Source organism: Mesorhizobium sp. AR07, from assembly GCF_024746815.1.
Taxonomy (GTDB): Bacteria; Pseudomonadota; Alphaproteobacteria; order Rhizobiales; family Rhizobiaceae; genus Mesorhizobium.
Window position 1 is genome coordinate 991295 of record NZ_CP080528.1, and the last position, 19838, is coordinate 1011132.

The window sequence follows — 19838 nt, forward strand, 5'->3', positions numbered from 1 at the left end:
GATCTCGATAATTATTATACGGCGGGCTTCATGGTCGCTCCCTCGGGTACGACACCATCGACGGCGAAGCGCCACAGAGCGATCAGCAACTTGCGAGCGAGGGCGACCACTATGACCTTGCGGACGCGGCGGCCAGTAGAGCCGGTGCGTTCCCGGAACCAGGCGACCTGGGCAGCACCAGGCTGGTAGCGTTGCCAGAGCCAGGCCAGCTCCACCATCACCGTTCGAAGCCGCCGGTTCCCGGCCTTTCCGATCCCTTGCTCGCGTTCCACCCCACCACTGTTGTAAGGCGTCGCAGTAAGACCTGCATAAGATCCGAGCGCTTTGGCATTAGCGAAGCGACGGACGAAGGCCTCGCGGACCAATATTGTGGCACTCTGCACCCCTATACCGCGCAGACTGCAGAGCTGCTGGATCATCCGACTGGCATCATCCGAAGCGGGCACCTCCGCTACCGCATCGCGGTCGTGTTCCAGCGTGGCGATCTGATCGAGAACGAGCTCCAGCCGGCTCAGCAACCGTTCGATCTTGGCGAGGGCGTGAGGTGGCATTGGGTCACCCAGAGCGGTACGAAGGTCGGCCAGACGCCGCCGGCGGTTTTTCAGGAGCGGGTTGTAGTCCTCGACGCCGAGCGTCGCGAGGACAGCACCGATCCGGTTGGCAAGGCTGACGCGTTCGGACACGAGCTCTGTTCGTTCGCGGACAGAGCGCCGTGCATCCTCATCGGCTTCGTCAGGGATCGGTACCATGGAGCAGACGCGCGGTTCGCCGCGAAGCCACGCCAGCAGCGTACGCAGGAGTAACTCGGCGTCGATCCCGTCCGACTTTGCGCGACGCATGCGACGATCGACGGGCACGCTGGAAGGCTGGATGACATGGACCTCCACGCCTTTGGCAATCAGCCATCTGGCAAGCCAGAACCCGGACCATCCAGCTTCGTAGGTCGCAACCACCCGATCTACCGGGTGGCCGGCAGCAGCAGCACGAGCACGATAGCCATCGATTGCGGACTGAAGAGCAAGCTTATCTGGCTCAATGGCACGCTTCGCCTTGGTCTGCGGCAGGCCGGGCACCTGGGCCGCCAAAACCCAGTTTTTGTTGCTTAGTTCGATAGCCAGCACGAGCGTACGATCGTATTGGACAACTTCTGCGCCGTTGAATGATTGCAACATGATCAGGCCTCCAGAGTTTGAGATGGCGCAGTCTAATCTGCCTGCGCCGCAAATCATGGGATCTGTGATGCGGCTTTCACACATGCCGCGGGCCCTTATGGTGTTCGCAGGTCAGGTCCAAATCAACGCCGCGTGCTCTTGAGACACTTTGGTGCACACTGGTTTTCCTGATCCCGTCTCACGACCGTTGCGCCATACTTCCGATGACCTCTCTCGCTGCGACGTCCCCTCGGTTACGTTGGCTTTAGACCGCAGCAACCGGAGCTCTGTATATTCCTCCCTTGGCCATGATAGCCCAGATCATTCGCGCCATCTTGTTGGCAAGCGCCACCCTCACCAGCATCGGTGGTTTATGCGCCAGCATCTTGGCCAGCCACGTGCCTGGTGTTGCACCCTTGCGGGCGCGCCACACAAGCTCGCTATTGGCCCCTATGATCAGGAGCCGCCGCAGAGATCGATCCCCCATCTTCGTCGTGGAGCCGAGACGCTGTTTGCCGCCTGTCGAATGTTGTCGCGGCACAAGCCCAAGCCATGCGGCGAAGTCCCGCCCACGTTTGAAGGTTTCAGGCGATGGCGCCAGAGCCACCAGTGCGGTGGCAATCAATGGGCCAATTCCGGGAACTGTCATCAACCGGCGTGCGGTCTCATCTTCACGAGCCCGGCGCACAATCTGTGCATCCAGCACGCGAATCTGATCATTCAGTTGGGACAAGCTTGCTGTCAGAAACCGCAGAGCAGTCCGCGCAGTTTCTGGAAGAGCCGTTTGCGGATCCTCAATCATCGCAATCAGTTTCGAAGCGAAGCTTAAACCCTGCGGCACGACTTCACCAAATTCCGCAAGGTGGCCGCGCAGCGCATTGATGGTCTGCGTGCGCTGCCGGATCAGCAGATCGCGGGTGCGCAACACCACTGCTGCGGCTTGTCTTTCTTCGCTCTTCACGGCAACAAAGCGCATCGTTGGTCGTTGCGCTGCCTCGCAGATCGCCTCAGCATCAGCCATGTCGTTCTTCTGCCGCTTCAAAAAGGGCTTCACGTAGGCCGGTGGGATCATACGGACTTCGTGTCCCAAATGCCCTATCTCACGCGCCCAGAAATGCGAGCTTCCGCAGGCTTCCATCGCAACCAGGCACCGTGGCAGGCCACCAAAGAATTTCAAAACCTGCCCGCGCCGCAATTGCTTGCGAAACACAACAGCACCTGTTTCGTCAGCCCCGTGGACCTGAAACACGTTCTTGGCTAAATCCAAACCGATCGTACGAACTTCGCTCATGATGCCCATCTCCAATGGTGGTTTAAACAACTCCACTTTGCCACACACTGCGGTCGTCGCGGGCGTCTACACCATCAACGCCGTGTTCAGGCAGAAATTCCACTTATAACCCCCGTCCAAATTTCCCGAGCCAGCTCTCTCCCGCGCTTCCCCGCCGCAATAGCGCCTTGCCGGCTTCACACAACTTTACATTCGCCCGCAACAGCCGAAACATTACGCTCGTAGTTTCGCCCAGTCGCGGCAGAGATGCCGCATTAGCGAAAGGACCATCATGGAAACGAACCATCAGGAACCGGCCAGCCTCTCCGGCACCGCGCAGAAGAAGAGCTGGGGCAAGCGAATCGCCATAGGCGGCATCGCGATAGTGGCGCTTGCCGGCGTCGGCGTCCCTGGCGCGCTCAGCCAGGATTACGGGCGCATGCAGCGCTCGGCATGGGCGGGGGCCACGGCGGACCCGACATGCACATGCAGGCCAACTTCCGCGACGGGATGGGGTTCGGCGGGCATAACTTTGAGTGCATGTTCGGGGAGGTCGACGCCACACCCGAGCAGGAAGATAAGCTGGAGGCGATCATGGACAAGTTCCGCGACGATGTCCGCCCGATCAAGTGCGGCTTCCGCGATACGCGAGACGATGTCGCCAAGCTGCTCGGCGCCGCAACCATCGACCGCGAGGCAGTGGAGAAGCTGCGCGCCGAGCGTATCGCGGCGGTCGACGAGGTCTCGCGCAAGCTGACGACGGCGCTGCTCGACGCCGCCGCGGTGCTGACGGCCGAGCAGCGGGCGGAGCTGGTCGAACTTTTCTAGGATCGCAGCTGGCACCGACGCTGGTAAGCTCTGTACCGGCACAGGTTCGAATCGGAGTAGACAAACGAGCATGGCGGACCAGGTTCTCATCGTCGACGACGACAGGCGCCTGTCCGCCATGCTCGCGGAATATCTGACGGGCAACGGTTTCGTGTGCGAACGGCGGATACAGCGGGCGCAGGCATTGCCGATATCGCGCGGCTGTCGCCCGATGCCGTGATTCTCGATGTCATGCTGCCCGACATGGACGGCTTCGAGGCGCTCAAGCGCATCCGCGCGAACTCCGACGTGCCGGTTCTGATGCTGACGGCGCGAGGCGACGAGACTGACCGCATCGTGGGGCTGGAAATAGGCGCCGACGATTATCTGCCGAAGCCTTTCAATTCGCGCGAATTGCTGGCGCGGTTGAAGGCGATCCTTCGCCGCCGCAACGCCGGCTCCCCGCGCATCCTGCGCTTCGGACGGCTGGAGATTGACCCTTCGTCGCGCTCGGCCCGCGTCGACGGGCGCGACTGCCCGATGACCAGCTACCAGTTCAACCTGCTGGTGGTGCTCGCCGAAAATGCCGGGCGTACGCTGTCGCGCGTGCAGCTCATGGACATGGTCAAGGGCGAAGAACTGGCGTTCGACCGGTCGATCGACGTGCATGTCTCGCGCATCCGCGCCGCGATCGAGACCGATCCGAAAGATCCTCGCCGCATCATTACGGTACGCGGCGCGGGCTATTTCTTTGCCCGTTTCCAGGACGGTGACAGATAAGCCATGCGCAACAGCCTTTTCGTCAAGATCTATCTCACCGTGCTCGTCAGCTTCGCTGCAGTGGTGATCGCCAGCGCGACCTTCCTTCCTGCACATGAGCCGGGAACGCGACCATGCCGCGTGCGACGCCTTCGCGGCGATGCCGCCGGCGGACTCCGACCCCGCTCTGCTGCAGGCGACGGCCGAGCGGGTTTCGGCGGCCTTCAATGCCGACATCTCCGTCTTCGGCCCGCAAGGGGGGCTGGTTGCAGAGATCGGCCGGCCGATCTCCCCGCAAAAGTTCGGATCCCCGCGCAGGATCCTCCCCGGCGGGCATCACCTGCTGATCAGCCGGCAGCTGGACGGAAGTGTGATCGCGGCGCGGCTGAGAATGCCGCTCGGCCAGGCAGGCTTTCTCGCGCTGATCGCCGCGGTGATAGGGCTTGCCGCCTTTCCAGTCGTGCGTCATCTCACACACCGCCTTGAAGCAATGCGCCAGGGCGTCGATCGCTGGGGCGCAGGCGCTCTCGACAAGCGCGTCGCCGTGCGCGGCAGCGACGAGGTGGCGGCGGTGGCGGCGAGCTCCAACCGCGCCGCCGAGCAGTTCGAGCGGCTGCTTGCCGCGAATAGCTCGCTGCTTGCCAATGCCAGCCACGAGTTGCGCTCGCCGCTTGCGCGGCTGCGCATGGCGATCGACCTCATAGCCAACGAACAAAGCGGCCCGATGCGCGACGAGATCGTGCGCAACCTCGCCGAACTCGATGCGCTGGTGGAGGAAATCCTGCTTGCCGGCCGGCTCGACCATATCGAGAAGCTGGAGCCGGTGGATCTGCTGGCGCTCACGGCCGAGGAAGGCGCACGGTCCGGCGTCGACGTCTCAGGCGAACCTGGCGTCGTGTCGGGCGACCCGAAGCTGCTCACGCGGTGGTTCGCAATCTCATGCAGAACGCGCAGAGACATGGCTGCCCGCCGGTTAGCGCGCATGTGGGGATCGAAGGCGGCTCGGTGGTGCTCAAGGTGTGCGATCACGGGCCGGGCCTGCCGGAAGGAACCGGTGAGCGCGTCTTCGAGCCCTTCTTCCGGCCACAGGGCCGCAGCGAGACGGCCGCCGGCTGGGACCTCGGTGCCTGTCGCTGGTGCGCAAGATCGCCTTGCGTCACGGCGCAACCGTGCACCACGAATCACCATCCGACGGCGGCGCCTGCTTTGTCGTCACGTTTTCGGCAATATCTTGATATGGCGGGCGCATATCCTTGTGAAAGCAGGGCGGAAGGAGAGGTATGATTAACGCCTTCCCGACGGGTACTGGTTCCGCGAAAAGATCAGCAGGCGCGGAGGGCAGCGAACCTCGAAGGAGGACGGATTTAATGAACGATCCGGCCGTCCGTCGGCGGGAGCAGGCCTTGGCGAGGCTGACCGCGGCTGAATAACGCTGGTCGCTCCGCCGTTCCCAGCACGTCGCGAACAAGCTGTCGAAGCTCACATGGGCAGTAATAGGACGTGAGGAACCAAAGGGAAAACGTACAATGATCACCTCACCAAAAGGCCTCTCGAAGCCCTCGACGAAAACTCTGCTCGGCCGCCAGACAGGCGTTTCGCGGGAAACAATCTTGGCGGTGGCAATGGCTGGTCGGGCTCTGCCACCGCTCTTGCTGCCACTGCGCGAAAGGGCCAAGCGCAACCGTTCGACCTGGATTCAGTATTCCCCTTTTTGCCTCGCCGACGACGAGGCTCTGTATTTTCGTCGGCAGTGGCGACTGGCATCGCGTCTTTTCTGCTTCGTGCACGGTTGCGGCCTTCGGGATCGATGTCCCGCCTGCCGCGGCGGGATTGCCCCCTTCGATCAGACGTAGCTAATCCCGCAGCATTTCTGCCCCGCGCTGCTACCTCAATTTCCTTACGGCTCAATCAATGTGACACCACCGTCCGGACCCATGCACCAACGCCGCAAAGCGCCGCTTGATCAACCCAGTCACCCAAATTCCGTCATAGCTCTGGCCGAGATGCCTCCTGCATCATTATCTCTCGCATCCAGATGCTTGCCGGATCGCTATTGTGGAGAGCCGGCCACTGGGCGGCTTCGGTGAAACCGGGAAGCGGCAGCGGAAGTTCGACAACCTGAAGGGGAAACGTGTTTTCGAAATGCCTGACCAGCCGGAGGGGCACGGTCGCTATACTAGCTGTGCCGGACACCATGGGCGGGATTATGCTGAAGCTCTGCACGACGACTTCGACACGTCTTTTAAGACCATGCTCAAGCAAGAATCCTTCCTCGATGGAGGGCTTCAGCAAACGTCGGAACCTGACGCAGACGTGCCTCATCGACATGTATCTCTCGAATGTAAGGTGCCGTGGCAGCTGCTTGTTCGTGGGACAGCCTACGCATACGAGCCTCTCGTGGAAAAGCGCCACTCTTGGATGCGCGTTCGACATGAACACATCCGGAGTGATCAAAAAATCGACCTCACCACGCCGGAGGACCTCATCGGGGCTGCCGTCGAGAGGCATCAATTCGAAGCTGACGGCGGGGGCTTCCCGGGCAACACGCTCCACGACCGTTTCAAAAAACACGAGCGCGGCGAAATCGGAAATAATGATCCTGAAGCGGCGATCGGATCGAGCAGGGTCAAACGGATCCGACGACATAATCGAGGACTGGATGTTTAGGAGAGTCTCGCGGACTGCGGGGCCAAGTGCTGCCGCACGTGATGTCAGAATACGTTCTCGGCCGCTCATGCTGAACAGTTCATCGCCGAAAAAATCGCGCAGCCGGGCGACGGCCGCACTCATGGCCGGCTGACTGAGGTTGATGCGTCGTGCCGCCGCCGAGAGATTGCGCTCGGCCAGCAGGGCGTCGAGCACGACGAGAAGGTTCAGATCAAGCCCTTTGAAACGCATGTCTGCGGCTATCCATCCGTCCAGGTGGCCCGCGATGGGATCAACCCGACATGGCCGATCACCGGAATGGCCTCGTCGGAGAGCCGCTCCACGGTCGCCAGACTGGCGCTGCAATAGACGGCGTCGGCGCTCGCCTTGTAGAGCGCGAAAGCCCAGCGCACAAAATCGTCCGCCATGCCGACCTCGAAGAAATTGACGCCCGGCACCGCAAACAGGCTTGGCGCAACCTCGCGGAAATGCGGAAGAACCATGATCTCAGGCGGCACCGAAACCATGTCGACGCCGGCCCTCTCGGCAGCCTCCAACTCGTCCAGCGTCTCCACGCGGATCATCGTGAACTGATACTTGTCTTTCAAGGCGCGGATATCCGCTACCGTGGGTCTCTTCCTGCTCATCGGCTGCACCTCACATTTTGCGCGATCATGACGCCAGCAACGTCTTGAGTTTCACGTCGGGCGACATCAGTTCCGAGGGTCACGCCGCGCCCGCCTCGCGATCAGCATGTCGGCCAGGCGAATGTGCGGGCCACGGCGTTGCCGGGACCGATGCCGCTCGCCAAAAGCAGATGTCTGTCCGCGGCCGGCGCCGCAGGCCTCGATCCAATCCGTCACTTTCATCTCCGTGGATCTTGTCTGATGGAAGTCGGAGGCGGCGGCGGGCCGCCGCCTCCGTAGCCTTGGGAGGCTGTTGTTCCGCGGCAACCTTGGTTTCGGCGTGGAACTCTTCGCGATACGGCCGCGCCGTTGGCGGCAGCTCGCGCTTGACGAAGTAGTCCTCGTTGCGCAACTGGCGCAGGAAGGTCGGGATCATTTCGCCGGTTGCCGGCGATCGACGGCGACGGCTGGTCGTGCTTGACCAAACCGTTCAGCTTCAGCAGCGCGTGGTACGGCACCATCGGGAACCTGTGGGGCTTGATATGCTCGACGGCGCGCTGCGCGTAGCGCCCTATCAGACTGTAGTCGCGTTTCGTCTGCCTATAGTCGTCGGCTGCGGCAGTTGCGCTCATCACGATCTTCCTTTTTCAGGCTAGGACCAAGGCTGACAAACCGTCATGCAACAGAACTACCATATTCAATCATTTACCTCAACAGATCTTGCAATTTTTCTATCATCCACTATCATTCCTTCGAAACCTCAAAAGGAGGCTAGCCTTGGCCAAGCGACCAACGGTTTCGGATTTGGCTCGGGCATCCGGGGTCAGCGTGGCGACGGTCGACAGGGTTTTGAACAGCCGCCTTCCGGTGCGCGAGGAGACGGCGCAGCGGGTCTACGAGGCGGCGACCGTCATCGGCTACCACGCCGCGCCCCTGATCAAGCAGCGGATCCGCCAGGATCTCCCGGAATACCGGCTGGGCTTTCTTCTGCAGAAGCCCGAGCAGCATTTCTATCAGGAGTTCGCGCGCGAGTTGGAGGCCGCGACGACCCATGCGTCGCGGTTCCGCGGCGTTGCGGTCATTGATTTCTGGTCGAGCCAGGCTCCCGAGGACATCGTCGTCCATCTGGAGAAACTGGCAGCGAAGACGAACGCCGTCGCATTGGTCAGCCCCGATCATCCAACGGTCACGGTCGCCGTGGAGAGCTTGAAGGCCCGCGGTATTCCGGTGTTTTCGCTCCTGTCCGATTGCGCCTCCGGCGTACGGGAGGGCTATGTGGGCCTCGACAACCGCAAGGTAGGACGCACCGCCGCGTGGATGATCGCGAAGTGCGCCAGGCGGCCCGGCAAGGTCGCGGTGTTTGTCGGCAGCCACCGCTTTCACGGCCAAGAGTTGCGCGAGATCGGCGTGCGCGCCTACTTCCGGGAACACGCACCGGACTTCATAGTACTTGAGACGCTGGTCAATCTCGAGACGGCCGATTTGACTCACGATGCAATGCTCGACCTGCTCGAGAGGCATCCCGATCTCGTCGGGTGCTACATAGCCGGGGGCGGCATGGAGGGAGCTATCACGGCGGTGAGAATGGCCATGCCTGCCCAGCCTCCGGTCATGATCTGCAACGAGATAACGCCTGAGTCGCGCGCTGCACTCGCCAACAACATCGTCACCATGGTGCTCGCAACGCCGCTGGCGCGGCTGAGCAGCGATCTCGTCGATCTCATGGCGCATACCATCAAGGACGGCGCCGCCAACGCGCCGGGACAGACCTTCCTGCCCTTCGACATCTACCTGCCGGAGAATATCTAAGCGTCTCTGCGATAAAATCTATCATAGATGGGCGTTGGTGCATGGGTCCGGACTTGAGCGGATGTCGATCTTTGAAGCGGCAGACTATGCCGTGGCCGCCTTGCGGCGGGCGGATTTCGGGCGTGCGCAGGCAAGCATGCGGTTGAGGACGGCGCAGCCGATGGCGACTTCGGTCTGCTGAACGGGAAGCGACCGTGCCCGCAAACGCCGCCCGATGGTGGACTTGTATCGCCCTATGGCGGTCTCGACCAGCGAGCGTTTGCCATAACCGTTGGAGACCTGCCATTTCATCCGGCCGTCTCTGCCGATTGCGGCGATATGCTGGTTCCTTTGGCCGGGAGGTCTATCGTCGAATGGTTCGACCGCGTTGACGCGAGGCGGAATGACGATTGCGGCGGCAGCGCTATGATCGATGACTGCTTGCCAATGCACTTAACTGGAGGGTAGTGGCAACTCGATGCCCATCTTTGACGCCTAACCAATTCCTTGAGCGAAGCGGACCAATCTGCGTCGCACGTCGTGCGCGGGGAGCCGACATCTTGGATGAGTGAAAATGATGTTCAGACCTTGATGGAGCCGTTCAAGGGCAACGTGGTTTCCATCGGCAAGTTGGTCGAACAACCACAGGACGCCGTGCATGTTGATCCGCTCTGCCTGAGCAAGTTCGCGTAGGCCGGCATCACCGGTGAGAAGTGTCCATTGACGAGATTTAGCAATGGCGAAAGCGAATGTATCTGGTGTAGACAGGCGGGCATTTTGCCGCCGCGCCATCGTCGCCCGAGCCAGTTCCGTTGGCGTCAGGACTTCAACGCGAAGTCCCAACGCCACCAGTTGTTCGCCGAGCGGTCCCGCGAGTTCCCTTGCATAGAGTAGGTCGGGAACGGCGAATTCGAAGGGTAGACGAAACATCTCCTCCAGAAGCTGGCCTCGCTCCAGGTCGATCAGAACCGACGTGTCTGAGACGAGAACCGGCACGGATCAAGCCACCACCTGATCCAGCCTGGCATCGAGCTCGCGGACGGAGATGCCCAGCAACTCCGCAGCGCGCGCCTCACCGATGACACGCTCGGCAAGTGCCCGATAGCACAATCGCTCGAAACGTTTAGGCTCCTCCAGTTCCGGCAGCATCGTTTCCGGTTCCTCGAATGGTGCTGTTCTCCATCCTCGCTCGGCGAATATCTTGAACAGGCGACCAAAGGCCGCCTGATTGATGATGCCGAGATCCTTGCAGCGATACGTCAGAGCCTGAATGCTGACGCCGAAGCGCTTCTTCAAGACGACAAGTTCCCCGAGGCTGATCGACGAGCGATTGGCACCGACCTCCGCGCGCAGGGCATCTGCGGGCATCAAGAAGGCGCCGGCAAAGCGGTGCGCTGCTTTTTCCTCGTCGACGCCGCCAGACGGTGCGATCACCATATGACCAAGCTCATGCGCTAGGTTGAAGCGCTTGCGCTCCGACCAGGTGCTGCGTTTGATGACGATGACGCGCGCGGCATTGCGGTCCTTGCGCCGCACTTTCGCGGCAAGGCCATCAATATCGTCGAGATCGAGCGACAGGATCTTGATGCCGCGCTCCTCCAACAATTCGGCGAGCTGTGGAATGGGGTCGTTGCCGAGCCCCCAATCCTCGCGCACTGAACGGGCTGCGTCCTCGGCATCACGCATGTCTGCGACCGGGTGGGGAGCGCTGCGTGGCTGCTCCCAATCGACGCTGCGCATTTGCAGTAAGTCTTCTATCGTCAGGTAGCGCTCGAGCATGTGAATCGCTCGCGCCTCCAGCGCAGCCTCCTCGCGCGATGAGGTGCCGGCCTTCTTGCGGAAATCCACACCTTCCAGGGCAAGTTCGTCTTCGCTGAGGAGATACTCCTCCGTGACGTTGAGGGTGGCCGCCATTGCCATCAGGATGCGCGAACTCGGCATGTCCTCATCTCTCTCATATTTTCCGATGGCTTGGGCTGAGACGATACCGCCCATGGCATCGGCAAGGGCGCGCAGCGATAGGCCCGACGCCGACCGGGCCACTTTGAGCTTGCTTCCGATCATGGCGGCCTCCTTGCGATCGTCGGTTTCCATCTATAGAATATAGGAGAATTTTTGTAAACTGAAATCCCTTGAAAAGGCGTGAATTGGCTCCTATCTGATAGTCGCACTGCCAAGATTTCCAGTTTTGTAAACCGAACAGATGAAGCGCACCACTGAAACGGCCCGCCGATCATAGGCGGGTGATAGGCAGGCGCCGAGCGAGAAAGGTCGGGACGATGGCGTTGAGCAATACGGAACTGCGTTACTACGACAGTAATGTCCTGCGCCTGCCGTCGGACAAGAGGAAGGAATATCACGAACAGGTTGACCGCTTGATCGTCGAATTGTGCAAGAGCGTCCGCGACAAGACCGAGATCAAGATCACCAAGGTGGTGAAGGCTGGGTCGTTCGCCAAATTTACGATCCTGCACAAAACCAGCGTCGATCCAGTCGACGTCGACATCGTGTTCTACATTTCCGGTCGCGACGCGAACAAGGAAACGCTCGATAGCCTCAACAACACGATCTATGACCTGCTGATGAAGCAATATCCGAGCAAGTCCGTCGAAGATTTCGAGATCCAGCGCAAGGCCGCGACGGTCACCTTCGTGGGGACCGGACTGAGCGTCGACATCGTCCCGGTGATCGAGGACGAGAACCGACCTGGCTATGGCTGGCAGTTTGACATCCATGATGGGTCGAAGATCCAGACCTGCGCGCCATGCCAGATCAAATTTGTCCGGGACCGCAAGAATGAGGACAGCGATTTCCGCACGCTGGTGCGCATGGCAAAAAAATGGCGCAATCAAGCGGAGATCAAACCGCTCAAATCCTTCGCCATCGAACTGATCATGGCGCATGTCCTGGCGACGCAGGGTAATTCGGGGAGCATCGAACAGCGCTTTCGGAACTTCCTTCTCTATATCGCTCAATCCGGCCTCAAGGACCAAATCAGTTTTCCTGAGAACACGGCGCCCTTCACGACGTTCTCCGACCCTGTGATCATTCTCGATCCCGTTTACAGTCTGAACAACGTGACCAGCCGGATCTCTGAGGCCGAGCGCAAGGAGATTGTCGCGTCGGCTGAGGTGACTTGGGAAACCGCCAATTTCGCATCTGCCGAAAATGACAACGAGGTCTGGAAGGAAATCTTCGGTCCTCGCTTCAACACGGAAGACTGAGATGAGCCAGACCAGAACAGCAACTGCTACCTACACGGTCGTCGACATCGAAAATGTCGTCCGCCGTGTGAAAGCCGATCTCGCCATGATCGCCGACAGTACCGGCGCCTGGACCGCGGCGGAAGCTGCCAACTATGCATATGACATCGAGGTGCTGGCCAAGGCTGGATATCTCAAATGGGTTGACGTGACGCTGCTCAGCAATGGCGTCGAGGTGAAAGCCGTCCGCTTTGATGTCGATACCGACGCAGGCTCACTCACGTCGAGCCGGCCGGGTGGCGTCCTCTGGCCAAAGGTGTCGGGTGCGCATCTGCGTATCGTGCTCAGCTACACGGATGCTTATACGAGCGAGGCGCGCGAGGCGACAAAGGGCAAGCTCAAAATCGGGTGGGTGCCGACTTACGACGACACCAGCCATGCCAGCCTGATGTCGGCAGGTGGCCGCGGCTACGCGAGCAACGCCTATGGCATGCAACGAAAGGATTGGGCAGCGTGAGCCAGCCGAGCATCTTTGACAGCGAAACGCCGCTTCCCAGTGATACGCTCACCATGCGCCAGAGGACGCTGTTGGGGTTCGAGGCGCGCTACGCCCACGTCCATGATCAACTTCGCCTTCTGCTTAATGTCGGCGGCCTCGGTGAATGGAACCGGAAACATCACGGCGGCAAGCTCGCCATCTGCGATCTTGTCGCCGAACAATATCCGCTGGTGATCTTTTACGGTGACGTCGGGACTGGAAAGACGGCTATGGCCGAATGCATTGCCAACAAGCTGGTGGCGGAGGCTAAGAGCGAAGATTCCATTCTTTTCAAGCTCTCCAATCGCGTTCGCGGCAGCGGCATGGTCGGCGAGATGGGCACACTGATCGCCGAGGCGTTTCGCAAGGTCGTTCAATCCGCTGGCAAACATCGCCGTGCGATCCTTGTGATCGACGAAGGCGACAGCCTCGGCGCTTCGCGCGCGCAGGATCACAGTCATCACGAGGACAAGGTGGCCGTTAACACGCTGATCCAGGGCGTTGATGACCTGCGCCAATATGGCGGCCGCATCGTTGTGATCCTTTGCACCAACCGTCTCTCGGCACTGGACGCGGCACTTCGCCGGCGTGCCGCAATCATCGAGGAGTTCAAGCGCCCCTCCGATGAGGAACGTCGCCAGCTCCTCACGATGGACCTGGCCGGTCTTGGCCTGGCGCCAACACAGTTCGACGAACTTGTCGCGGCGACGGGTGCGCGCGCTGGTCATCCAACCTGGACCTATTCGGACATTCGCACTCGGCTATATCCGGCAGCGCTAGCGAAGGCCTATCCGCAGGAGCCGCTGCGCTTCGAACATCTGAAATCTGTGGCGGCCACCCTGCAGGCGTCGCCGGTGATGGAGGATAAGTGATGACTCGCTCTCCGCTGTTCGGCCGCCGTATCCATCTCGCCGGCAGCATCGTCGAAGATGTTGCGGTCGCGGCGGCTGGTGATGTGAATCAGGCGCGGGAACTGGTCTCCGCTCTGGTAAAAGAGCTGGTCAAGCGCGGCGCGAATTTCGTTATCCCTGTTGACGCTGACCCAGTGCGCAAGAGCGACAGCTTGCCGATCTGCTTCGATTGGCTGGTCTGGAAGACGATCAAGGACAATCTGGCACTGCGTCCAGCGAATGCATCGGGATCACTCGCGGTGGCAGTCCAGCACCATAAGAGTGAGGATCAAATTCCGGCGGAATATGCCGGCCTCTGGGACGAGCTGCGCGCTTCGCCTTTGGTGAGAATCGAAAACGCCGCGCATTGGAACATGAATAGCAAGCGCATGGAGGCGCAGGCGCGGTTCGGAGATATTCTCGTGGCCTTGGGCGGGACTGAGGGCGTGCTCTATCTCGCCAATCTCTATCACGATGCAGGCAAACCAATCGTGCCGCTCAACCTTCCGCTCTGTCCCGAGACGACAGGTGCGCGCCGACTCCATAATTATGGGCTGACCAGCACCCAGAGCCGGCGGCTGTTTCAGATCGCCGACGATGGCGATGCTCATGACTGGATCAACAAGATTCGTTTTCCTTCACGACAGTCAATTCCCGATCGCGTCTCCGTGCTTGTCGAACTTTTGGAAGCGCTGGAGAGGCCAAAGGCCTTTGCCGTGCGGCTGCTCAATCCAGATCTACCCGACTATGCCGATGTGCAGACCTTCTTCGACACGGTGGTTCAGCCCGTAATCGAAGGCGAATTTGGCTACCGCCTCGTCGTGATCGACGGTCGCCAAGCCTATGAGCATGCCCGGATTGATCAGGAGATATTCGCGAAGCTACATCGCAGCAGCGTCGTTCTTGCTGACATCACCGGGACACGGCCGAACTGCTTCCTTGAGCTTGGCTATGCTCTTGGCCGTGGTCTTCCAACCATGGTGATGGCACGCGAAGGATCCAGCCTGCCGTTCGATATTACGACTTTCTCAGGTCTCCATTGGAAGACCACGGGAAGCGCGGAGGACAGGCGGCGAGCGTTCCGAGAGCATTGGCAGTCCATCCGCAACCGTCCTTCCCTCGTCCCGGCGGAGCCCCTGATCTCATGAGTGGAAAGCGAGAAATCTTCGTTTCGGTCGATGTGGAAACGGCCGGCCCCATCCCCGGCGAGTTCAGCCTTCTATCGATCGGTGCCTGCGAGGTGTTCGCCCCAACGAACACGTTTGCTTGCGAACTGAAGCCGATCAATCGCAATGCAGATCCTAAGGCTCTTGAGGTGTCGGGCCTTTCTTTGGACGAACTCGCCCGAGCAGGACTGGACCCCTCGGAGGCAATGCGACGCTTCACGGACTGGCTGGCGATGGCGGGGGGTGTCGACGGAAGTGTCGTCTTTGTTGGGTTCAATGCCCCTTTCGATTGGTCGTTCGTGAACTACTATTTCCATCGCTTTGGCGGAGGAAATCCGTTCGGATTCACAGCGCTCGACATCAAGGCCATGTATATGGGGGCGACCGGTTGCAACTGGGCAGACACCCGATCGAGCAAAATCGCGAAGGCTTTAAGGCCTCGCTTGGAAGGAGATCATGATGCTCTACATGACGCACAGTACCAGGCAGAGCTATTCCGTCTGATCCAATCTCAATTGATGCGGCATCGGTAGAATAGCCCGCCTTCGAGCTACCTGCTAGCCCGAAAAATTCAGGGTGGTTGGCGGATGTGGCGCAAGCCGTTGAAATGACGTAGGATTTGGTTGCTAAAGCCGATCCGAATCATTTCCCGGAGACCACACCCGCCATGAATGATCTTACCCTGCCGCTGAGCGGTTTGTCATCAGTGGGCGGCAAGTCCGTCGTCGCCCGTTTCGACGGCGGCATGTTGTCCTCCAACTGTGGCGTTCTGGTGCTGGCCGAGGTGGAAAAACGACTGCGGGTGGCCGACCGTCTGGCGCGTTGCATCGATGATCCGCGCTGGGACCACGTGCCCGAGACGGAGGAATACGGCATCCGTTCCTTCGTCTACCGCGAGCGGCGGCCCTTCGACCCGATGAAGCTCAAGGACTTCACCGACAGATCGTGGCCCGGCGTCGTGCGAACGAAAGGTTTCTTCTGGCTGGCCACGCGGCCCCACTATGTCGGCGAGATCAGCCAGGCTGGCGCGCTCATCCGCACCGGCAAGCGAGGGCTGTGGTGGGCTTCCGTGCCAAAGGATCAATGGCCGGATCATCCCGAATGGAAGGCCGCGATTAAGCCCTATCTCGATCCGATCTGGGGCGACCGCCGGCAGGAGATCGTCTTCATCGGCTGCGATCCGATGAACGAGGCGGCCCTGCGGGCCGAACTCGATGCCTGTCTTGTGCCCGAACTCGACTTCACGCCTGGTCGCTGGCGCGATCTGCCTGACCCGTTTCCCAGCTGGGAGAAACAGGTCGCATGAGCGTTGAAATGCCGGCCGGGTTTCACGCTGAAACTATTGGGAACGCAGTCCGCTGCTTGGCTGCCAGTCTGAGGGGGGACCGACAGCCTCGCCCTTGTACTTACCTGAAAATCCGTGGACCTGCATCCGCCTTTCTCGGCCATCTGCATCCCAACTGCCTTCTGCCTCTGATCAATGGTTCCTGGCGGTTTGTTAGTGGCGAAAGATAACACTTATAAAGAATTACCTGACACTGTCATCTTGTGCGCTGCGCCTTATCAGGGTGATTTCACCAGGAATTCTACAGGGTATTTAGGCACACGTATTGGCGGTTAACGTGCTGCATCTCCAGAACAATATTCTCGAAATGATCGCCAGGGGCGAAACGCTCGAAGCGACGACGGACCGTCTTTGCCACCAGATCGAGAAACTGTTGCCGGACGTCAGGTGTTCCGTCCTGCGCGTTGACGGTAATGGCTTGTTGCATCCCCTCCCAGGTTCCAGCTTCCCGAATGAATATATGGCTCTTCTCGAAGGCCTGACGATCGGCCCGCTGGTGGGCTCCTGCGGCAGTGCGGCCTATCTCGGAAAAGCCGTGGCTGCGAAGGACATCGCGACCGACCCGCGTTGGATCAACTTCAAGGAGCCCGTCCTGGGGCTGGGCCTGAAGGCCTGCTGGTCGAGCCCGATCAGCGACGCAGCGGGCGCGGTGCTCGGTACCTTTGCCCTGTACTTTACGGAGAAGCGCGGCCCCACCCCGCGCGAGGAGGAGGTCGTCGCCTCGTGTACCTCTCTGTGCGCCATCGCGCTTGAGCGTCACCGGCGGGTCGTCGAGCGAGAGCATGGAGCCTATGTCGATGCACTCACCAGCCTGCCGAACCGGGCGAGTTTGGACGTCGCCCTGGAGCGGCTGACCTTTGGCCAACCTAGCGCCTGGGCGGTCCTGATCATCGACCTCGACAACCTGAAGACTATCAACGACACTTTCGGCCATGCGGCCGGCGATGCTTTGCTACAGGCGGTGGCGTCACGTCTCGCCGAAAGCGTAGCGCCTGACCGTGTGTTCCGCATGGGCGGCGACGAGTTCGCCGTGATCCTGCAGCGAGCCGGAGCGGCCGCCGGCATCGAGAGCACGGCACATCATATTCTCGACACTCTGGCTGTGCCCGCCGACTGCGACGGGCACATGATCCTGGCACAGGCTACCATCGGCGGCGCAGTGCTGTCGGCGGGGGACGTCGATGCGAAAAGCGTGCGCCAAAACGCCGATTTCGCGCTCTACCACGCGAAGGAAACTTCGCGAGGCGGCTTCGTGCTGTACTCGCCGGGAATCGGCAGCGCAATCAAGACCCGGATCGAGGTGATCCGTGATGTTGACGTGGCTTTGCGCGAAGGCCGGATCGACGCGTTCTATCAGCCGATCCTGCGGCTCGACACCCGCGTGATCGTCGGCATGGAGGCCCTCTGCCGCCTTCGCAAGCCGGATGGAGAGATCGTTTCCGCCGCCGCTTTTCACCAGGCAACCTCCGATGTCAGCGTCGCCTCGCATCTGACGGAACGCATGATGGCGATCGTCGCAGCGGACGCGCGCTCGTGGCTGGATCAAGGTATTCCGTTGCAGCATGTCGGCATCAACATTACCTCAGCCGATTTTCATAGCGGCACGCTTTACGCGCGTCTCGAAGCCGCCTTCGGCCGCGAGAACGTTCCGTTGAAGCATATCATTTTGGAGGTCACGGAGTCGGTCTATCTCGGCCAGCGCGATCCGGTCGTGGCTCGAGAGATCAAGGCGTTGCGGGCCCATGGCCTGCGCGTCGCGCTCGATGATTTCGGAACCGGCTTCGCTTCGCTCACGCATCTGCTGACGGTGCCCGTCGATATCATCAAGATCGACAAATCCTTCATTGACCGCCTTGTCCAGGGGGATCCGAGCCTGGCGATCGTCGAGGGCTTGGTCGGCATCGCCCACAAGCTCGACATCCAGGTCATCGCCGAAGGCATCGAGAACGAAGCCCAGGCCGTTTTACTTGCGGAGATCGGGTGCCAGCTCGGTCAGGGGTATCTGTTTTCGCAAGCGGTACCACGTCAAATAGCGAAAGGCCTTCTGAAGCGGTTCGGGCGACCACCGGCTGAGGAGACTAGGGTAGCGAGCGGGATAGCGAACCCAATCGATCTGATCGCCTGACACAAATCCCTCCCTGGGGGTGGCTTGAACAGGCGATACAGAATGCTGCGGCGCCCCGCAGAAAAGTGTCCGAAGAGGAGACAAATATGCGCATGCCATCCGCGTCACAGCTTATTCGCAAGGCTTTCGGTCGCCCCGGGTCCGGGCAGTCATCGGCAGGCCTGGCTATCCGTTCGGACATTCTTCCGGAGGAAACGAATTTCCGGATGCTCACTGAGAACAGCGGTGACGTCATCATGCAACTCGGACCGGACACGAAGGCACGCTACGTTTCACCGTCATGCACCCGACTTCTGGGATGGCTGCCGGAGGAAATGGTGGGGCATGGTCCGGAGGCGTTCGTCCCGCCGGAGCATCTTCAAAACATCGCTGCGGCCGCCGCACTCTTGCTTGCCGGGGCAGATGAAGGCGAGCCGCTTGCGATCGAGATCCGGCGCAAGGATGGGGAAACTGTCTGGGTGGAGAGCAAGGCGCGCATCGTCCGTGATCCGGTAACTGGCGTTCCAGGCGACTTCGTCCTGATCATGAGAGATATAACAGAACGCAAACGGCTAGAAGAACAGCTCCGCTCGCTCGCGATGACGGACGGACTGACCGGTCTGGGCAACCGCCGAGCCTTCGACGAGACCTTGGACAGGGAATGGCGACGCACCGTTGGCAGCGCTGGACAGATGTCCTTGCTGTTGCTCGATATCGATCGATTCAAAGGCTTTAACGACAGATACGGTCATCAGGTAGGCGATGATTGTCTTCGTGCCGTCGCTGCCGCTATAAGAGACGTGCTTCATCGTCCCGGGGATCTGGCGTCGCGATACGGAGGGGAAGAACTCGCCGTCATCTTGCCTGATACCGATGGCGAGGAAGCACTTGAAATAGCGGAACGGCTGAGGCTCGCAATCGAAAACCTCGGCCTGCCTCATGGCGACAATCCGGACGGCGGCGGACGCGTCACCGTCAGCATTGGTTCAGCAACCGCACTGTCACGATCGGGCGGGACGATCAGGATGCCGGAAGGCCTGCTTCTCGCCGCCGACACCGCCCTTTACAAGGCCAAGCATAAAGGCCGAAACCGCGTCGAAGTCGCACTGCTCCTCGCATCGGAAGGTCCCGACGCGGCCTGATCAAAGGAGCGCATCGATGGGAGTTCGTGTTCGCCCGCCATCTCTCGCGGCCGCCGGTTGTTGAAGCCAGCGAACGCACCACAGGCCGGCCATGGCATCGATGTGCGGCTTGCCCGCATCGTCGAACACGCGGATGCCCTCGCCGCGCGCAACGATCAGCGGCCCCGTTTCCTCGAAGCGCTTGGGATTCGTCTGTGGATGCAGATGCGCAGCGACATCGCGACCCGCGACCCGCGACCGAATTCGGCTTCGTCGCGGTGCTAAAAAAGCCGCCGCTTGATCCCGATGCCTGGCGGCCTTGGTGTTGCGACGCGTCTGGACAATCTCGTCGAGCACATATCCGTCCTGATCAACCGCTCTCCACAACCAGCATTTCTGACCGTTGATGCGCACCACGACTCGG

At 60.6% G+C, this 19838-nt stretch carries 18 protein-coding genes and 7 pseudogenes; 15 read left to right on the forward strand and 10 right to left on the reverse strand.

Going from position 1 to position 19838, the window contains the following annotated elements:
• Positions 1-14 precede the first annotated feature (14 nt).
• Together BPNPMPFG_RS40925 and BPNPMPFG_RS40930 are read right to left on the reverse strand one after the other, a co-directional pair.
• Positions 15-1172 (reverse strand): IS110 family RNA-guided transposase, encoded by a 1158-nt coding sequence (locus BPNPMPFG_RS40925; protein ID WP_258598616.1) that lies wholly within the window; start codon positions 1170-1172, stop codon positions 15-17.
• Positions 1173-1416: 244 nt separating this feature from the next.
• Positions 1417-2442: an IS110 family RNA-guided transposase gene (locus BPNPMPFG_RS40930; protein ID WP_258597186.1), complete on the reverse strand. Its 1026-nt coding sequence runs from the start codon at positions 2440-2442 to the stop codon at positions 1417-1419.
• A gap of 459 nt (positions 2443-2901) precedes the next feature.
• Here BPNPMPFG_RS40930 and BPNPMPFG_RS40935 point away from each other — a divergent pair, with 459 nt between their 5' ends.
• The 5 genes and pseudogenes from BPNPMPFG_RS40935 to BPNPMPFG_RS40950 all read left to right on the forward strand — a co-directional run bounded on the left by BPNPMPFG_RS40935 (position 2902) and on the right by BPNPMPFG_RS40950 (position 5840).
• Positions 2902-3249: a Spy/CpxP family protein refolding chaperone gene (locus BPNPMPFG_RS40935; protein ID WP_258598617.1), complete on the forward strand. Its 348-nt coding sequence runs from the start codon at positions 2902-2904 to the stop codon at positions 3247-3249.
• 70 nt (positions 3250-3319) lie between these two features.
• Positions 3320-4008: pseudogene (locus tag BPNPMPFG_RS40940) on the forward strand (response regulator).
• A 664-nt stretch (positions 4009-4672) separates the two neighbouring features.
• Positions 4673-4732: pseudogene (locus tag BPNPMPFG_RS43545) on the forward strand (hypothetical protein); the annotation flags it as partial.
• A gap of 194 nt (positions 4733-4926) precedes the next feature.
• Positions 4927-5271, forward strand: a complete 345-nt coding sequence (locus tag BPNPMPFG_RS43550) for an ATP-binding protein (protein WP_413776975.1) — start codon at positions 4927-4929, stop codon at positions 5269-5271.
• Positions 5272-5513: 242 nt separating this feature from the next.
• Positions 5514-5840, forward strand: coding sequence for a TniQ family protein (locus BPNPMPFG_RS40950; protein WP_258598619.1), 327 nt, complete (start codon positions 5514-5516; stop codon positions 5838-5840).
• Between the two features lie 133 nt (positions 5841-5973).
• Here the strand turns inward: BPNPMPFG_RS40950 and BPNPMPFG_RS40955 are convergent, their stop codons facing one another.
• The 4 genes and pseudogenes from BPNPMPFG_RS40955 to BPNPMPFG_RS40965 all read right to left on the reverse strand — a co-directional run.
• Positions 5974-6885 (reverse strand): LysR family transcriptional regulator, encoded by a 912-nt coding sequence (locus tag BPNPMPFG_RS40955; RefSeq protein WP_258598620.1) that lies wholly within the window; start codon positions 6883-6885, stop codon positions 5974-5976.
• An 8-nt stretch (positions 6886-6893) separates the two neighbouring features.
• Complete coding sequence (locus BPNPMPFG_RS40960) at positions 6894-7280, reverse strand: hypothetical protein (RefSeq protein ID WP_258598621.1); 387 nt, start codon at positions 7278-7280, stop codon at positions 6894-6896.
• Positions 7281-7305: 25 nt separating this feature from the next.
• Positions 7306-7462: pseudogene (locus tag BPNPMPFG_RS43555) on the reverse strand (ferredoxin reductase); the annotation flags it as partial.
• Positions 7463-7575: 113 nt separating this feature from the next.
• Positions 7576-7804 (reverse strand): annotated as a pseudogene (locus BPNPMPFG_RS40965) (fatty acid desaturase); the annotation flags it as partial.
• 232 nt (positions 7805-8036) lie between these two features.
• On the opposite strand from BPNPMPFG_RS40965, the gene BPNPMPFG_RS40970 reads away from it, so the two are divergent.
• Positions 8037-9068 carry a LacI family DNA-binding transcriptional regulator gene (locus tag BPNPMPFG_RS40970; protein WP_258598623.1) on the forward strand — a complete coding sequence of 344 codons (1032 nt, stop codon included), beginning with the start codon at positions 8037-8039 and terminating at the stop codon, positions 9066-9068.
• Positions 9069-9152: 84 nt separating this feature from the next.
• On the opposite strand, the pseudogene BPNPMPFG_RS40975 reads toward BPNPMPFG_RS40970, so the two are convergent.
• The 3 genes and pseudogenes from BPNPMPFG_RS40975 to BPNPMPFG_RS40985 all read right to left on the reverse strand — a co-directional run.
• Positions 9153-9494, reverse strand: a pseudogene (locus tag BPNPMPFG_RS40975) (IS5/IS1182 family transposase); the annotation flags it as partial.
• 48 nt (positions 9495-9542) lie between these two features.
• Positions 9543-10043, reverse strand: a complete 501-nt coding sequence (locus BPNPMPFG_RS40980) for a PIN domain-containing protein (protein ID WP_258598624.1) — start codon at positions 10041-10043, stop codon at positions 9543-9545.
• Positions 10044-10046: 3 nt separating this feature from the next.
• Positions 10047-11111, reverse strand: a complete 1065-nt coding sequence (locus BPNPMPFG_RS40985) for a helix-turn-helix domain-containing protein (RefSeq protein ID WP_183455325.1) — start codon at positions 11109-11111, stop codon at positions 10047-10049.
• Between the two features lie 215 nt (positions 11112-11326).
• Here BPNPMPFG_RS40985 and BPNPMPFG_RS40990 point away from each other — a divergent pair, with 215 nt between their 5' ends.
• The 9 genes and pseudogenes from BPNPMPFG_RS40990 to BPNPMPFG_RS41030 all read left to right on the forward strand — a co-directional run bounded on the left by BPNPMPFG_RS40990 (position 11327) and on the right by BPNPMPFG_RS41030 (position 19435).
• Positions 11327-12271 carry a CBASS oligonucleotide cyclase gene (locus BPNPMPFG_RS40990; RefSeq protein WP_258598625.1) on the forward strand — a complete coding sequence of 315 codons (945 nt, stop codon included), beginning with the start codon at positions 11327-11329 and terminating at the stop codon, positions 12269-12271.
• A gap of 1 nt (position 12272) precedes the next feature.
• On the forward strand, positions 12273-12767 hold the full coding sequence (locus BPNPMPFG_RS40995; RefSeq protein WP_258598626.1) for an HORMA-1 domain-containing protein: 495 nt from the start codon (positions 12273-12275) through the stop codon (positions 12765-12767).
• Positions 12764-13660, forward strand: coding sequence for an AAA family ATPase (locus BPNPMPFG_RS41000; RefSeq protein WP_258598627.1), 897 nt, complete (start codon positions 12764-12766; stop codon positions 13658-13660). Before BPNPMPFG_RS40995 ends, BPNPMPFG_RS41000 begins: the two co-directional genes overlap by 4 nt.
• Complete coding sequence (locus BPNPMPFG_RS41005; RefSeq protein WP_258598628.1) at positions 13660-14826, forward strand: hypothetical protein; 1167 nt, start codon at positions 13660-13662, stop codon at positions 14824-14826. The genes BPNPMPFG_RS41000 and BPNPMPFG_RS41005 overlap by 1 nt, the downstream gene beginning before the upstream one ends.
• Positions 14823-15377 (forward strand): 3'-5' exonuclease, encoded by a 555-nt coding sequence (locus BPNPMPFG_RS41010; protein ID WP_258598629.1) that lies wholly within the window; start codon positions 14823-14825, stop codon positions 15375-15377. Before BPNPMPFG_RS41005 ends, BPNPMPFG_RS41010 begins: the two co-directional genes overlap by 4 nt.
• Positions 15378-15511: 134 nt before the next feature.
• Positions 15512-15685 (forward strand): annotated as a pseudogene (locus tag BPNPMPFG_RS41015) (transposase); the annotation flags it as partial.
• A gap of 9 nt (positions 15686-15694) precedes the next feature.
• On the forward strand, positions 15695-16150 hold the full coding sequence (locus BPNPMPFG_RS41020) for a GTP-binding protein (RefSeq protein WP_413776977.1): 456 nt from the start codon (positions 15695-15697) through the stop codon (positions 16148-16150).
• A 346-nt stretch (positions 16151-16496) separates the two neighbouring features.
• Entirely contained in the window at positions 16497-18314 is a 1818-nt protein-coding gene (locus BPNPMPFG_RS41025; protein ID WP_258599141.1) for a sensor domain-containing phosphodiesterase, read from the forward strand.
• Positions 18315-18400: 86 nt separating this feature from the next.
• Positions 18401-19435, forward strand: coding sequence for a sensor domain-containing diguanylate cyclase (locus BPNPMPFG_RS41030; RefSeq protein WP_258598631.1), 1035 nt, complete (start codon positions 18401-18403; stop codon positions 19433-19435).
• A gap of 288 nt (positions 19436-19723) precedes the next feature.
• On the opposite strand, the pseudogene BPNPMPFG_RS41040 reads toward BPNPMPFG_RS41030, so the two are convergent.
• A pseudogene (locus tag BPNPMPFG_RS41040) lies at positions 19724-19834 on the reverse strand (DDE-type integrase/transposase/recombinase); the annotation flags it as partial.
• Between the last annotated feature and the right edge of the window lie 4 nt (positions 19835-19838).

Coding starts and splice junctions, on each gene's coding strand:
- BPNPMPFG_RS41025 (WP_258599141.1), top strand. CDS start 16,497: ATGATCGCCAGGGGCGAAACGCTCGAAGCGACGACGGACCGTCTTTGC.
- BPNPMPFG_RS40930 (WP_258597186.1), bottom strand. CDS start 2,442: ATGAGCGAAGTTCGTACGATCGGTTTGGATTTAGCCAAGAACGTGTTT.
- BPNPMPFG_RS43550 (WP_413776975.1), top strand. CDS start 4,927: ATGCAGAACGCGCAGAGACATGGCTGCCCGCCGGTTAGCGCGCATGTG.
- BPNPMPFG_RS40925 (WP_258598616.1), bottom strand. CDS start 1,172: ATGTTGCAATCATTCAACGGCGCAGAAGTTGTCCAATACGATCGTACG.
- BPNPMPFG_RS40985 (WP_183455325.1), bottom strand. CDS start 11,111: ATGATCGGAAGCAAGCTCAAAGTGGCCCGGTCGGCGTCGGGCCTATCG.
- BPNPMPFG_RS40950 (WP_258598619.1), top strand. CDS start 5,514: ATGATCACCTCACCAAAAGGCCTCTCGAAGCCCTCGACGAAAACTCTG.
- BPNPMPFG_RS40990 (WP_258598625.1), top strand. CDS start 11,327: ATGGCGTTGAGCAATACGGAACTGCGTTACTACGACAGTAATGTCCTG.
- BPNPMPFG_RS40935 (WP_258598617.1), top strand. CDS start 2,902: ATGCACATGCAGGCCAACTTCCGCGACGGGATGGGGTTCGGCGGGCAT.
- BPNPMPFG_RS40955 (WP_258598620.1), bottom strand. CDS start 6,885: ATGCGTTTCAAAGGGCTTGATCTGAACCTTCTCGTCGTGCTCGACGCC.
- BPNPMPFG_RS40995 (WP_258598626.1), top strand. CDS start 12,273: ATGAGCCAGACCAGAACAGCAACTGCTACCTACACGGTCGTCGACATC.
- BPNPMPFG_RS41005 (WP_258598628.1), top strand. CDS start 13,660: ATGACTCGCTCTCCGCTGTTCGGCCGCCGTATCCATCTCGCCGGCAGC.
- BPNPMPFG_RS41010 (WP_258598629.1), top strand. CDS start 14,823: ATGAGTGGAAAGCGAGAAATCTTCGTTTCGGTCGATGTGGAAACGGCC.
- BPNPMPFG_RS40960 (WP_258598621.1), bottom strand. CDS start 7,280: ATGAGCAGGAAGAGACCCACGGTAGCGGATATCCGCGCCTTGAAAGAC.
- BPNPMPFG_RS41030 (WP_258598631.1), top strand. CDS start 18,401: ATGCGCATGCCATCCGCGTCACAGCTTATTCGCAAGGCTTTCGGTCGC.